This is a genomic window from Paenibacillus sp. FSL R5-0345 (assembly GCF_000758585.1).
Lineage (GTDB): Bacteria > Bacillota > Bacilli > Paenibacillales > Paenibacillaceae > Paenibacillus_AQ.
This window is the reverse complement of the sequence record NZ_CP009281.1, coordinates 334,769-349,038: the sequence shown is the minus strand read 5'-3', so window position 1 is coordinate 349,038 and position 14,270 is coordinate 334,769. Positions and strand designations below refer to the sequence as shown.

The 14,270-nt window shown below is 45.0% G+C and carries 12 protein-coding genes; 5 read left to right on the top strand and 7 right to left on the bottom strand.

What is annotated here, in order from left to right; all coding sequences use genetic code 11:
- Positions 1-37 precede the first annotated feature (37 nt).
- Together R50345_RS01575 and R50345_RS01570 are read left to right on the top strand one after the other, a co-directional pair.
- Positions 38-469 (top strand): Lrp/AsnC family transcriptional regulator, encoded by a 432-nt coding sequence (locus R50345_RS01575; protein ID WP_042123525.1) that lies wholly within the window; start codon positions 38-40, stop codon positions 467-469.
- Between the two features lie 19 nt (positions 470-488).
- Positions 489-1,127, top strand: coding sequence for a LysE family translocator (locus R50345_RS01570; RefSeq protein WP_042123523.1), 639 nt, complete (start codon positions 489-491; stop codon positions 1,125-1,127).
- Between the two features lie 13 nt (positions 1,128-1,140).
- Here R50345_RS01570 and yfcE read toward each other — a convergent pair whose 3' ends face one another.
- From yfcE to R50345_RS01545, 5 genes are all read right to left on the bottom strand, one after another.
- Positions 1,141-1,689, bottom strand: a complete 549-nt coding sequence (yfcE, locus tag R50345_RS01565) for a phosphodiesterase (protein WP_042123522.1) — start codon at positions 1,687-1,689, stop codon at positions 1,141-1,143.
- 131 nt (positions 1,690-1,820) lie between these two features.
- On the bottom strand, positions 1,821-3,305 hold the full coding sequence (locus R50345_RS01560) for a glutamate synthase subunit beta (RefSeq protein ID WP_042123519.1): 1,485 nt from the start codon (positions 3,303-3,305) through the stop codon (positions 1,821-1,823).
- Positions 3,306-3,648: 343 nt separating this feature from the next.
- Positions 3,649-5,604, bottom strand: coding sequence for a type I pullulanase (pulA, locus tag R50345_RS01555; protein ID WP_042123517.1), 1,956 nt, complete (start codon positions 5,602-5,604; stop codon positions 3,649-3,651).
- A 121-nt stretch (positions 5,605-5,725) separates the two neighbouring features.
- Entirely contained in the window at positions 5,726-6,349 is a 624-nt protein-coding gene (locus R50345_RS01550) for a C39 family peptidase (RefSeq protein ID WP_052414426.1), read from the bottom strand.
- Positions 6,349-8,550, bottom strand: coding sequence for a PAS domain S-box protein (locus R50345_RS01545; protein ID WP_052414425.1), 2,202 nt, complete (start codon positions 8,548-8,550; stop codon positions 6,349-6,351). Before R50345_RS01545 ends, R50345_RS01550 begins: the two co-directional genes overlap by 1 nt.
- A gap of 280 nt (positions 8,551-8,830) precedes the next feature.
- Between R50345_RS01545 and R50345_RS01540 the strand changes: the two genes are divergently transcribed.
- The gene (locus R50345_RS01540; RefSeq protein ID WP_042123515.1) at positions 8,831-9,646 is read left to right on the top strand and encodes a hypothetical protein; all 816 of its coding nucleotides are present in this window, start codon (positions 8,831-8,833) and stop codon (positions 9,644-9,646) included.
- Here R50345_RS01540 and R50345_RS01535 read toward each other — a convergent pair.
- Complete coding sequence (locus tag R50345_RS01535; RefSeq protein WP_231574005.1) at positions 9,639-10,415, bottom strand: YheC/YheD family protein; 777 nt, start codon at positions 10,413-10,415, stop codon at positions 9,639-9,641. The genes R50345_RS01540 and R50345_RS01535 overlap by 8 nt on opposite strands.
- A 182-nt stretch (positions 10,416-10,597) precedes the next feature.
- On the opposite strand from R50345_RS01535, the gene R50345_RS01530 reads away from it, so the two are divergent.
- A complete protein-coding gene (locus tag R50345_RS01530) occupies positions 10,598-11,731 on the top strand; it encodes a glycosyltransferase family 4 protein (protein ID WP_042123512.1) in 1,134 nt (377 codons plus the stop codon).
- 88 nt (positions 11,732-11,819) lie between these two features.
- Here the strand turns inward: R50345_RS01530 and R50345_RS01525 are convergent, their stop codons facing one another.
- A complete protein-coding gene (locus R50345_RS01525) occupies positions 11,820-13,061 on the bottom strand; it encodes a DUF445 domain-containing protein (RefSeq protein WP_042123511.1) in 1,242 nt (413 codons plus the stop codon).
- 272 nt (positions 13,062-13,333) lie between these two features.
- Between R50345_RS01525 and R50345_RS01520 the strand changes: the two genes are divergently transcribed.
- Positions 13,334-14,212, top strand: a complete 879-nt coding sequence (locus tag R50345_RS01520; protein WP_042123509.1) for a Cof-type HAD-IIB family hydrolase — start codon at positions 13,334-13,336, stop codon at positions 14,210-14,212.
- The last annotated feature ends 58 nt before the right edge of the window (positions 14,213-14,270 follow it).

The window sequence follows — 14,270 nt, the reverse complement described above, 5'->3', positions numbered from 1 at the left end:
TGCCTTTTGTATAATTAACTTAAAGGAGTGAAATGTAATGGACGACATCGATCTGCAAATCTTGGAGCTGTTGAAGAGCAATGGACGCATGACTAGTTCCGAAATCAGTAAAATCGTTCATTTGTCCGTGCCTTCCATCACTGAAAGAATCCGCAAGCTGGAGAATAGCGGAGTGATTGATCAATTCACGATCAAGGTGAACCGCAAAGCAATAGGGCAAAATCTAGTAGTTTATATATTTGTACAGCTGCACGGCTCGGTTGAAACAGAGCACTTCCGCAAAACTATTATTCAATCCCCACTAGTACTTGAATGTCATCATATCTCGGGGGAATACGACTATCTCTTAAAGGTGGGGCTGATGGATTTATCCCAATTGGAGGAATTTATAACGCATACGCTCAAAGCCAATCATGACATTGTAAGATCCAATACTGTATTTACTTTGTCCACGCTAAAAGAAGAATAAATAAAAGGAGTGATTCCTTATGGCATGGGAGTGGATCGCCAAAGGAATTCTGTTGGGGCTTTCTATTGCGGCTCCGTTAGGTCCTATCAGCATATTATGCATCAAGAAAACGTTAAACTCAGGATTCAAAACCGGTCTATGCTGCGGCTTGGGAGCAGCCACAGCTGACGCAGTTTATGGCAGTATCGCCGGATTCGGCTTATCCTCCCTAACCGCTCATCTGGTTGATCACAAAACGGTGCTACAAGCCTTAGGCGGACTATTTATTTGTTATCTGGGTATAAATTCGCTATTAGTTCCTCCGAGGAAGAGAAACATTGAATCCGATACAAAAACAAACTCAGTGAAATCATACGCAGTAACGCTGCTGCTGACGTTATCCAATCCCATGACGATTATTTTTTTCCTTGGTGTCTTCAGTGCCTCAGGTGTTCTTCTGTCTCATAGCAGCTCCAATATGCCGTTTTTAGTTGGCGGTGTATTTCTAGGTTCCACGTTATGGTGGATTTTTTTGACAGGGAGTACCGCCTTGTTCAGGAACAACATGACATTCGGAAGCTCGAAACAGCACTTCTTCAACAAACTGTCTGGACTAGTAATGTTATCTTTCGGCGTTATCGCCCTTATTCAATCTCTCGATCTCCGGAGATTCTTTTAGACAGAATATCAAACTAAACGGTAATTCTTTTTACCACATTGCCTTCAAAATCCTTAACGATGAATTCTCCAGCCTCAAGGACACCATAAGAATTCGGATTATTCTCTTTAGGCAGTGAAATGGAGCCGGGATTCAGCACGAATACGCCCTCTTTTACGTCCGCAACCGGAATATGGGTATGCCCCTGAATAAAGATATCCTTCTCGGATAGTGCCGGTAAATTCTCAATACTAAAGCCATGACCATGTGTAACATAGATTCGTCTGCCTTCATGCAGGAGCATGACATAATCGCCCATCATCGGGAATTGCAACAGCATCTGGTCCACCTCAGCATCACAGTTACCGCGTACTGCCGTTATGGGCTTCTTTTGGTTATATTCATTCAATTTATTAGCAACTCCCTGTGGGTCGTAACCCTTCGGCAGTGGATTTCTGGGACCGTGATATAAAAAGTCTCCTACGATAACAAGACTGTCCGGCTGTTCTTCCTCTACCTTTTCCAATGCCCGTTCTAACCAGAATAAAGATCCGTGAATATCGGAAATAAACATTAGCTTCATCAATGTATTCTCCTTTTCGACTTAACTTAAATAAATCTTGTGCTCAGATCATAATTTTAACCTTGAATATACCCACAACGCAAAAGCGGACGTTCCCTAAAAGGAACGCCCTGCTCTATATGCTTCTACCCTTACGGTAAATTCGATGATCCCATCAAGAATCGATCCACTTCGCGGGCCGTCTGACGACCCTCATCAATGGCCCAGACAACAAGGCTTTGTCCGCGGCGCATATCGCCTGCTGTGAATACACCTTCTACATTGGTCGCTTGTGCACCGAACTCCGCCTTGGCATTTCCGCGCTCATCGCGTTCTACCCCAAGCTCGCCTAGTACAGTCTCTTCGGGGCCTGTGAATCCCAAAGCGAGCAGTACTAGCTGCGCCTCTAGCACTTCCTCACTGCCGGGTACTTCAACCGGAACCATCCGTCCCTGTTCATTACGAGTCCACTCAATTCGTACCGTATGCAGCTCCTGCACATGTCCACCGTCATCGCCGATAAAACGTTTTGTCGAAACAAGATATCGACGTGGATCTTCTTTATATAACTGCTCCGCTTCTTTTTGTCCATAATCAACTTTAAGAACCTTTGGCCATTCCGGCCACGGGTTGCTAGGCTGACGCGTCAGTGGGGCCTGTGGCATAATCTCAAGCTGGATCACACTACGACAGCCGTGGCGGATCGACGTAGCTACACAATCCGTGCCAGTATCTCCACCACCGATTACAACTACATCCTTATCTGCCGCAGACAGATATTCACCATCAGCAAGTTCTGAATCCAACAAGCTCTTAGTATTCAACGTTAGAAACTCCATAGCCTGATGAACGCCGCGCAGCTCTCGACCCTCTATCGGAAGATCACGTGCCTGCGTGGACCCGCCACACAAGACTACTGCGTCATGCTCCACCTTAAGCTTTGCAGCCGAGATATCTCGCCCAATCTCTGTATGAGTCACGAATGTAATCCCTTCAGCCGCAAGCAAATCCACCCGGCGCTGCACCGTCTTTTTATCCAGCTTCATGTTCGGAATACCATAGGTCAACAAACCGCCAATCCGGTCTGCCCGTTCATACACAGTCACCGTATGCCCTGCCTTGTTAAGCTGGGCAGCACAAGCAAGGCCTGCTGGACCTGAACCTACTACAGCTACTTTTTTACCTGTGCGGGAAAGCGGCGGCTCTGGCACAATCCAACCTTCTTCAAAACCTCTATCTACAATCGCTTTTTCAATCGATTTAATCGTAACGGGCTTGCCATTCATCCCCACCGTACAAGAACCTTCACAAGGCGCCGGACACACACGTCCAGTAAATTCAGGAAAGTTATTGGTCTTGTGCAGACGTTTCAGCGCAATCTCCCAGTTTCCACGATAGACCATATCATTCCATTCCGGAATCAAGTTATGCAGAGGACAGCCGGAAGCCATACCAGACAACAGACGTCCTACATGACAAAATGGTGTGCCACAGTCCATACAACGCGCACCTTGCTCACGCAGCTTCTCTTCCTCCATAGGAATCGAGAATTCATCCCAATTCTTAATCCGCTCAAGCGCCTCACACTCCGCAGGCGTCTGCCGTTCAAATTCTAAAAATCCGGTTGCTTTCCCCATCTCTGTCATCCTCTCTAAAATATCCCCACAAAGTGAAGCTTTCTTCGATGCGTACACAGGTACTTTGCAGGGACCCCAATATATACTTTCTAAACCGTTGAAAAAGAAAAATACGCTCTATGTTTGTCTGAGGTCAAGCTTATGCCACTCTAAAGCGTCAAAGTAAATGCCTTCATATTAACATCCAATATCGTCATCGAAAATGAGTAATGTCACCTTTTTATGTAAAATGAAACAATCAAATTAAGAAAATAGAAAAACAAAAAAAAGCACACAGTGTACTGTACCTGATTAAAGTACGTTACTCCGCATGCTTTTCAATATTGATCTTATAAAAGACTATCTATTTCACTGTCAGTACTACTGTCCCAATCCCATTTACAGTTAACTTATTCCCTGTCAGATCCAGCGCAAGTTCATCGCCAAAGATGGTCTTCCACTCTCCAAGCTGCGGCAGAACCACAGCGGTCTGTTCAGCATTCGTATTAAAAAGAACGTAGATATGCTTCGCTGCATCTCCTCCAGCATGGCCACGCAGTGTATAAGCTACTGCACTTGCCGGTGCTTTTTCAAAAACCAAATGCTTCCGAATGTCATCTGCGGTTCGCATACGGAAGGCCGGGTGAGCTTTACGCAGTGCAATTAGCTGCTTCATATACGCCACTTCTTCCTGATGCGCAGCGCACAATTCCCAGTCCATACGATTGATCTCAACCGAGGATTTGTAGCTGTTCTCCACTCCGTTCTTGGTGCGCATAAATTCCTGACCCGCATGGATAAAAGGAATCCCCTGACTCATGAACACTATCGCAGAAGCCAGCCTATGCATGGATCGGCGCTGAGCGACCGTCTCGCCCTCGGTGGACAATACGATTTTATCCCATAAGGTATGATTATCATGACACTCTACATAATTAACGTTCTGCTGAGGCTCTTCGGCAAATTGCTTAATTCCTGGGCTGAAGTCAATTCCTCCCGCAATCCCCGCCTTGATCGCAGGCTCCAGACCCATCATTCCACTGATGAAGCCCGGCTGATCATACAAAAAGATATTTCCTTTAATCGCATCCCTGAAGTCATCATTAAAATGTCCGATTCCCGGCATAAGGGAGGCATTCTTCTGATGAGCGAGCCGTTCCATCGGCAGCTCTGTTCCCATCATCCAGCCTTCACCAATCGTCATGATGGATGGATCTATTCCATCCAGACGCCGCCGAGTTTCCCGCATCGTATCAACATCCATCAAGCCCATCAAATCAAACCGGAAGCCGTCGATATGGTATTCTTTAGCCCAATAGACCACGGACTCCACAATGAAGCGGGACATCATCAAGCGTTCTGTAGCCACGTCATTCCCACAGCCTGAGCCATTCGACAAGCTTCCATCTTGTTTATATCGCAAATAATAGCCTGGAACCAGTTTAGTAAAATTCACGCGATATCCATCGTACACATGGTTGTAAACAACATCCATAATGACACGGAGGCCACGATCATGAAGCGCTTGAATCATTGTTTTTAGCTCTTGAATACGTAGTCCGGGCATATAGGGATCCGTAGCATAGGAGCCTTCAGGAGCATTATAATTCTTCGGATCATAACCCCAGTTAAAATGAGGTTCATCCAGCTTCGTCTCATCTACACTCTCTGTAGAATAATCATAAATAGGCAATAGCTGCACATGGGTTACACCGAGATTTGCGATATGATCAAGTCCGGTTAGAATACCCTCAGGTCCGCGGGTTCCTTCTTCCGCCAAAGCGAGATATTGTCCCTTATGAGTCATCCCGCTCGCCGGGTGAATGGATAAGTCACGCAAATGAAGTTCATAAATAATGGCGTCCACAGGATCCTCAAACGGCGGCTTATCTTCCGTCCAACGTTCAGGGTCTGTCTTGCGCAAATCTAGAATAGCGCCTCTGTCACCGTTCACGCCAACAGCCCGTGCATAAGGATCAGCTGCTTCATTCCACTGTTCACCTAAACGCACTCGGTAAGTATAGAATTTGCCATCCAGATCACCGTCAACTGTAGCTCTCCACGTTCCCCGGATATCGCGAATCATAGCATATTTGCTCTCCGCCGCTCCCTGCCATGAATCATAGATTACTAGCTCTGCCTCCTGAGCCGTAGGAGCCCACAAGCAAAATGATGAGCAGGCCGGTGAATAGGTCAGTCCCAGATCATCGCCGTCGTAGCTGAACAACTGATCAAACTCCTGAGCAAAAACAGAAATACCCCTAGTAGTCGCAGGATCACCATAATAAATGGGTTCCTTCATTTCCTTTTGTACGGACAAAGCACCTATCCCCTTTTCCAGTTATTAACTGGATTATAGTATGATCCTCGCATTTGTGCAAACGTTTGGACTCAAAATAATTAGATCATTTTTCCAGAGGAATTCCCTTAGCAGATCGCGATTAACTAGGTGTTTCTAAGATATTCAAACCTACCATCGTAATGATGTCTTTATTCGAATAATATGGAATGCGCCGTTCTTTACAAAGAGCAATTCTTCCGTCCTTATACCTCACACCATTATCCTGAATGATGAGAATTGGACGATCCCCGTTATCAGGCACCTCATATCCTATACCTAATACCCAGTGGTAGTCGTAAGCAAAGCTCCCTCTCCACCGAAAATTAAACCATTTATCAAATTTAACAGCGACTGGTCGACCTGCATCAATCTCCGCTTTATACACATCGAAATCGTTAAAAGTAGAGATAGATAGCTTATACTCCCCCTCTGGCGAGATTGAAGCGTTGATATAAGCTGTGATTCCCTTTACAAAACGACGTGTACTCATGCCTAAAGGGGTTCCTCCGTGATGACTGTATATGTAATTAATATGATCTGCTTTGGAGTGAAAATGACCTGTGCCACGAATAAAGTCCATTCCTAGCTGGGTATTCCAATACTCGGTTAAAGCTGCCATTGTCGCAGGTCCACAAGCAGAAGACGGAGATGAAACCCCAGCCTCCCACTGTGTGTATGGATCCGCCGGTAGTTTGTTGCTGAGACTGGAGTTTCTATGCTTCATCAGGACATTTCTCCTTTTGAAGAAATCGGCTTAGAAGCTGAAAGGGCATTGCCCTCCGGGAGTAGAATCACATTTTCACCAGCATCCATAGGTACCTCTAAATCAAATCCTGATTCCATTTCCTGAGCGGGTTTCTGCTCTGTCTGAGCAACTATTTCTTCATCACTCTCATCTCCGCTTTCAGGATTAATCTGTAGCGTGAAATAGAAATTAGAGCCCTCTCCTTCGCTACTCTCCACCGCAATGGCTCCGCCCATCAGCTCGACGAGCTTTTTGCAAATGGCTAGTCCTAAACCCGTCCCAGCATACTTACGATTAAACGAGGAGTGCAGCTGGTAGAATGATTGAAATAACTGATGCTGCTTTTCTAAAGGAATACCTATCCCCGTGTCTCTGACATTAAACTTCAAAGTCGATTTCTTTGAAACCACGGACAAATTCCGCTCCACGTAAATACAGACATTGCCTCGGTCAGTAAATTTAATCGCATTGCTAACCAGATTAACCAATACCTGACGTAATCGTCCTGCATCTCCCATAATGAACGTAGGAACTCCTGGTGCCATGCTGTAAGACAGCTCAAGATTTTTTTCCAAAGCCTTAGCCATAAATAGATCCGTTACACTGTCCAGTACCTCTCGAAGATGCACGGGCTCATGTACGATCATCATTTTTCCGGCCTCAATTTTACTGTAATCGAGAATTTCATTCAGAATATATAGAAGAGAGCTACTGCTCTCCTTAATAATATTTGTGTACTCACGTTGTTCTTCATCTAGTTCTGTCTCGGCAAGCAGATCAGTCATCCCCACAATGCCGTTCATAGGCGTGCGTATTTCATGGCTCATAATGGCCAGAAACTCTGATTTAGCCTGGTCCGCTTTTTCCGCAGATTCCTTGGCACGAATGATCTCCTTCTCATCTGTAATATCCCTGAACACGACTACAACACCCTTAGATTCACCTTTATCAAAAAGAGGCGTTACCTGGTACTCTGCAAGAAAGCTCGTGCCATCTTTACGCCATAAGACTGCATCCTTGCTCTGGTAAGATCGCCCTGACCTAATGGCTTTGATTAATGGCGACTCCTCTGGCCGGTAATGGATCCCATCAAGCGCTGTCTGCTGAATATGATCTAGATAGGTATGACCCATAATCTCATCATGTTCATAGCCGAGCATATGCAAACCTGCTGGGTTGATGAAGGTCACCTTCTCCTCCATATCGAGTCCAAAAATACCCTCCGAAACCGCATTTAAAATAAGGGTGTATTCATTGCTTAGCTTTTCGATTTGTTCCGTATATCTTATACGTTCCGTAATGTCACGGGAAATACCGTATACGCCTACCACTTGATCGTCTACAATGATCGGAATATTAGTGGTATTAATCTCTATAAAATGGCCTTCTTTATGAATAAGTGTCAGATCATAGCTTTGAGGATAGCCCTTAGCGGCTAAGTTAAAATGATACAGCGTCTTCTCCATGTCCTTCTCATGCACAACGGGACCAAAGTACATTCCGATCAGTTCTTCCAGCGAATACCCTGTCAGTTTCTCCAGATTCGCATTGGCTGTTAAATAATCCCCTTGCAAATTCATGGAGTACACAGCAGAAGGATTATATTCAAATAAGGATTTATAGCGCTGTTCATTCTCTTGAAGCTTGAATTCGAACTGTTTGCGCTCTTCAACTGCATGACGCGAGATTAAATCCAGCGAATTCTCGGACATCAATCTATAATTACGTTCACTTTGATAAATCTGTTCCTCTAGATCTCGTTGATCTTCCATTTGTTGGTCTGCAATCTTTCGGTCTGTAATATCTTCGGCGTACACAATAATACACGAAGGGGCTTGTCCTGTTGTTCCAAATCCTGAGAATGTCAGGGAAAGCCATACCGGGTGATCCCCTTTGTAAAAGCATTCTTCCTTCTTCCAGCTCCCTGCTGGAGAATTCTGAAGCTCGTCCATCACCAATCTATAGGAAAGCTCTTTCGAAGACGTCTGTCTATTTTCCATTTCTGCAAAAATAGCCCCAGCAAGAAACTCAGCTTCAGTAAAGCCAAGTAAATTGCAAAAAGCCGGATTGACCTTTAGCCAGTTGCCCTTACCATCGTTCAAAGACAGTACGGCTATTCCCTCTGGCGACCTCATAAATGCATGTTCCAACATTGTGCTGTATTCTACCGCGTTATCCATCTACGCCAGACCTCCTTTGTTGCGAACGTTGCATCCTTTATTCCATCCTAAGTTCAGTATACGATAAGAGAAGTGAGTATAGAAATGCCCTGCGTATCATTTTGAATAGGGAATAGTTTAATTTTAAATATTGACTGGATGGCCTGGGGCAAACTATTATTAAACATAATAATATCGTTCGTGACCTATTACGCTGGAAGCACCCGTAATAAAGGCTTTTGCCTTTGCTACGGGTGCTTTTTTTTGTTGCCATTAGGTTACGACAATAGGAGGAGAACAAATGAAAACATTAAAGTCGGTGCCCTTATTACTGCTGGCGATCCTGCTACTGCTAAGCACATCATCTGGAGCTATTGCTGCATCCACAACAGAATTAACCCCCTCTGTTAAAGCGGCTTTTGATCTGACGGCCGCAACGGCAGATGGTCCTGCCAGGGTTAAGCTGACTTCTCTTTACAATGATTTATCCACCTTAAAGCTGCAGTATGATCAGCGCGAGGAGCAAATTCGAATCCTCCACTACAACAATGAGCAGTCGCTAGTTGTTGTACGTCAACAAATGAAAGAGATCGATCTTGAAGTAGTGAACCGCTTGGAAGCCTCCGTTAAGAGCTGTAAGCAACGCTATCAGCCCTTATTTGATCAGTATAGTGCGCTTAACAAGCGAATTAGTATCGCCAAGACTCTTAAGGATAAGACCTTGAATACCGTACTGCGTGCCCAAGGTGACGCTATGAAGATCTTGGTTCAGTTGGCACGCCAAGAGATCAGCGATAAGCAGAATCAGCTAAACGCTGCGAAAAAAACACGTACCCAAAAGATAGCTGAAGCTCGCAAAACCTTAGCTGGCATTGAAAGTCCTCAAATCACGATCAAATCTAACAAGAGCGTGATCACCTCGTTAAACAAACGTGTCTCAGCAGATTGGACGGACTTTAAAGCAGCGATTCGTAAACAAAATCTTACGCTAACCACCCAATCCCTATCTTCACTGGTCTCTGGTTATCGTCAGATCGCAACCCACAAACAAAAAATAATTGAGCTGGAACAAAAGGTTTCCCTTGTTATAGCGAATACAAAGAAACAAATCAGCTAACGGTCTTCTTCTTCTCATTTGCTCTGCGATAAGCCATCACTTTGCGGTACATGCTTTTATTAGAAAGATGTTTGAAAATATACGGATCCGGGCTAGTATTCACTTCAATAATCCAAGGCGTCATGTGATTATCTAATCCTACATCTACACCAATCTGTTTAAACCCAGGATATTTCTTATGGTAGAAACGTCCGGTATCCTCACCTAGCTTTCTCAATATCTTAAGCATCTGAGCTTGCTGAGCATCGTTCAAATAAGGCGACAGCAGCTTCTCCATAGACATTAGCGTACCACCGTTATGATAATTGGTAACAATCTTGCCTTTCTCAGCTACTCGGCCAATCAATCCGGTAGTTTCCCATTTGCCACGCGGACTGAGCTGGACCATCACACGGATGTCAAAGCGATGCTTACCATGCTTCAGCAAAACAATTCCTCTCTGAATCAAGTAACTACGTCCGCGTGTCGCTTTCTTAAGGGATGAATAAAAGGTGTCATAGACTCCAAACGTTTTTATCTTTGTTCCACTTTGGTATTTGTATTCTGTTCCATGAGAGTCCTTACTCTGTTCAACCTTCATCACACCATTACCGTAAGTACCGTGTTCCGGCTTAACGTAAATCATCCCATATTTTAGCAGCATCGTCTTTAAGTTGGCTTTACTAAACCTTACAGTCTCTGGAATCAGCGGTGAAATCTCGGAACTTTGCATGAGCACCTTGGTTTTAATCCATTTGCTGGTCAACGCCGACTTTGACTTCGTTCCCAATTGCCCTCTCCCCTATCACTCAAATAATGATCACAGCCTTGCTTAGCCTTAGTATTTTATGCATCGGCAATATGAATGGCATGGGTTGAACGCCCTCTCCGCTTTCAGATGTATCTCCAGATACTAAAGCTGCATATGGTGGGAAGAGGATAACCATTAGCGGATCAGAGGAGGCATGAACCATGCATATTTGTATTATTGCGCCGGAACGGCTCCCGGTTCCGGGAGACGGTTCAGTAGAAATTTGCATTTGGGCCATTGCCAGACGGCTGGCTGAGAAACATAAGGTTACCATTGTGAGCCGAATAGCGCCGGGACTGCCCGATGCCTCAATATTAGAGCAGGTCAGAATCATTCGGTTGCCTGCAAGTACTCCCGTCCATTATCGTACTTCGGTATTAGACTATATTCAGAATGAGTCATTTGATATCGTTCAGATTGATAATCGCCCCCATCTTATGTCTGCTGTAAAGAAAGAGCTCCCACATCTTCCGGTATTTCTATTTCTGCATTCTCTTACATTCACACCGGACACAGATAAGACTGCTAGAGCCCTGGCAAAAGCAGATCTGATTATTGCGAATAGCCACTCTCTACAACGAAGACTAACTCACCGATTCCCTCAATTAGACAATGAAATCCGTATTGTCCTGCTAGGAGCAGATCTTGATCGATTCACTCCTGTAGGCACACAGGAAAAATATCATCTTCGCAGACTTTACAGACTCCCGAAGGCCTTTACCGTCTTATTCGTCGGTCGAGTCATTCCCCGCAAAGGGGTACCCATATTGATACGCGCTATGTACCATTTAAATAAACATCTTCCCGTTCATCTTGTAATTGCAGGCAAAGGCAACCCTTCGTATATGCGTCAGCTGAAGCTGCTTGCAAGGCGGCTGGGAGTACCCGTCTCTTTCCTTGGAAATGTAGCTCATGAAGATATTCATACCCTTTATCAAGCCGCCGATTGCTTTGTATGTCCTTCTCAGAGTCATGAATCCTTTGGACTTGTTAATGTAGAGGCTATGGCCTCGGGACTGCCCGTCATCGCTTCTAGCAATGGAGGTATCCGTGAGATTATCGATTCCGGCCATAACGGCTATCTGGTGGAACGATATCGCGAGGCCTTGCCCTTCGCTAGATATTTGCTGCGACTAGGCCGGAATCCGGAGTTAGCAGCAACCATCGGGAAACAAGGAAGAGCAGATGCGCTTGAGGTCTTCAATTGGCACCGTACAGCAACTGATTTGGAACGCATTTATCAAAGATACATTAGTACAACAATAGAATCCTACAAGTATAAACGGGAAATATAAGACATAAAGTATGGTGCGAAACTTATACTTTCTTATATTTCAAAAAAAAGTAGTCCGCCTCCAATCACTGGAGACGGACTACTTTGAGTTAAATAAATTGAACAACTGTAAGAACAAGCCCTACAACAAAACCGCATAAGGCACCGTTCACACGAATCCACTGAAGATCTTTACCTACTTTATCCTCCAGCATATTCACTAGACTAGCATCGTCCATGCTATCCAGATTCTCTTTCACCAAAAGACCGATTCGGTAGTGGTTAGCCTCTACAAATGCAATTAATGAAGCGCGAATCCGCTCCTCCCAGCTGCCGATCCACTCTTGTTCCTTGCTAATACGGCGCACAAGCAGAGCATATAGTGCAAATAACTTGCGTCCACCAGCTGCCCGGTCCTCTTCCAACAAGGAGAGTGCCTTGCTACGTACGTTCTCCAATTGAGTATGCAGAAAAGCGGTTGCCGCTTCTCCCTCAAGCTCATTTAGTGCCCATTCTTTTACAGAAGCCATTCTAGCCTCGTCATTAACAATCTGGAACAGTGCCACCCGAATTTCTCGAATGATCTCTTCACGATATGGACTATCCTCTTCACGAAAATCGCGAATACCCGACTGTAGCATGCCTTGCAGCATTTCACCAAGCATATCCGCATCCATAAACCCAACGAAAGCCTGAAAAGCCATCCCCTTAAGTCCACCAAGCTTCACTTCAGCCAGTTTCTCACTGGCGATCTTACCCAGCATAGCTTTCGTTTCAGGACGACCGCTCCAGTTAGACACCCCTTCCAGCGCATAATCCAGAGCCGCTACATCTTTTCCATCGTTCATTAATTTAGTGACAATTTTATCGGCCGCAACCCCAAGCTCCGCTTCACGAATATAATCGGAAGCTGCCTTTTGAAGAAAAGGTACAGCTTTCTCTACCGGAAGTCGTGACACAAATTCGCTAAGCTGCTCTAGGATCTGGGCTCTCGCCTTCTTCTTACTAAAGAACTTCGTCAGCAGTTTGGAACCCATAGACATAATACCAAACTTGCGCAGCTTGTTCTCAATACTCTCTTTGTTCAGCAGCTCAGTCTCCATAGCAGTAATTAACGACTGGATAATCTTATCGCGATTCTTGAGCAGCAATGAGGTATGTGGAATACGTAACCCCATCGGATGACGGAATAACGCGGTTACTGCGAACCAGTCGGCAATCCCCCCGACCAGCCCGGCCTCAAATCCACCTCTTAGTAGAATCACAGCGAGATTTTCAGGTAGAAATAGTGTAATCAGAAACCCACATGCCATAAAAGCTAGTGACATGGTGGCCAAGTTTTTGGATCTCACGATTAGTCCCCCTTACATATACAGCTACCGATGTCCTTACGCAGGAAAAATATCGGCGGATCACGTCCCACGAACATGAACTGACGATAGACTCGGTTAGTCGATTAGTTTGACAACTATTGTACCACGACTGAACTATTTTCTAAAAATATACGATTATAAATGAATGAAAAGGTGTTTTTGGTTTTCAGAATATTAATGATAAGATACAAGTAACGTTTTCACTGGCCCGCGAAGGGGACAACTAAGACTGGATAAGGAGATCATACACTATGCTGATTGCTTTAGATATGGATGGAACATTGCTGAACGAAGAAGGACAAATTAGCCCAAAGAACCGCGAGGCGATTATAAAGGCTCAAAATTTAGGTCATATCGTAATTATTGCTACGGGACGCTCTTTTATGGATGCGGAACGACAGCTACGGCTAGCGGATCTGGAATGCCCTGTGGTCAGTCTGAATGGCGCAGTAGTCACACTGTCTGACCGCACGCTCGCAGCAAGTACACCGCTGAATAAGGAAGACATTATTCCTGCGTTACGCTGGATGAATGAAATTCCGGATTTGTATTACGAAGTATACACAGAGGACAACGTATATGTAGAACTAAATAAACGGGTTAGATTAGAGAAATTATCTGCATTAAGTGAAGAAGAAGTCCCAGAGGAAGTCAGCTGGCTGCTAAAAGCAATGATCGATCAGCAGTTTCAACAAGCAGCGGTAACTTACGTAGAGAGTATGGAAGAGATCTGGAGCAAAGAGGAAAACGTCATTTATAAAACGTTAGCTTTTTCTCTAAACCGTGAACTGCTCAAAGAAGCCTCCACCCGCTTTGCCGCGATCCCTGGCCTCATTATCACAGCCTCCCATGTCAACAATATCGAGATTAACCACGAAGATGCCAACAAAGGCTCCGGTGTAGCTATGCTCGCCGCCCATTATGGAATCCCACTAAAGGATGTAGCCGTAATGGGTGACAGCTATAATGATCAACCGATGTTCGAGGTGGCTGGCTACCGAATTGCCATGGCTAATGCAGCTCCGATACTCAAGGAAATGGCTGAATTCGTTACCGTCAGCAATGAGGAAGATGGAGTGGCGGTAGGACTTGAGCATCTTTTGAATTTGAGCAGAGAATCTCAAAAGTGATTCCTTTGTTACGTTGCGTGTACACAAATAGCACCGTGGGCAGTTATGCTCACGGTGC

Excerpts from the sequence above, each read along its gene's own strand:
- R50345_RS01575 (WP_042123525.1), top strand. The coding sequence starts at position 38 with ATGGACGACATCGATCTGCAAATCTTGGAGCTGTTGAAGAGCAATGGA.
- R50345_RS01570 (WP_042123523.1), top strand. The coding sequence starts at position 489 with ATGGCATGGGAGTGGATCGCCAAAGGAATTCTGTTGGGGCTTTCTATT.
- yfcE (WP_042123522.1), bottom strand. The coding sequence starts at position 1,689 with ATGAAGCTAATGTTTATTTCCGATATTCACGGATCTTTATTCTGGTTA.
- R50345_RS01560 (WP_042123519.1), bottom strand. The coding sequence starts at position 3,305 with ATGGGGAAAGCAACCGGATTTTTAGAATTTGAACGGCAGACGCCTGCG.
- R50345_RS01550 (WP_052414426.1), bottom strand. The coding sequence starts at position 6,349 with ATGAAGCATAGAAACTCCAGTCTCAGCAACAAACTACCGGCGGATCCA.
- R50345_RS01545 (WP_052414425.1), bottom strand. The coding sequence starts at position 8,550 with ATGGATAACGCGGTAGAATACAGCACAATGTTGGAACATGCATTTATG.
- R50345_RS01540 (WP_042123515.1), top strand. The coding sequence starts at position 8,831 with ATGAAAACATTAAAGTCGGTGCCCTTATTACTGCTGGCGATCCTGCTA.
- R50345_RS01530 (WP_042123512.1), top strand. The coding sequence starts at position 10,598 with ATGCATATTTGTATTATTGCGCCGGAACGGCTCCCGGTTCCGGGAGAC.
- R50345_RS01520 (WP_042123509.1), top strand. The coding sequence starts at position 13,334 with ATGCTGATTGCTTTAGATATGGATGGAACATTGCTGAACGAAGAAGGA.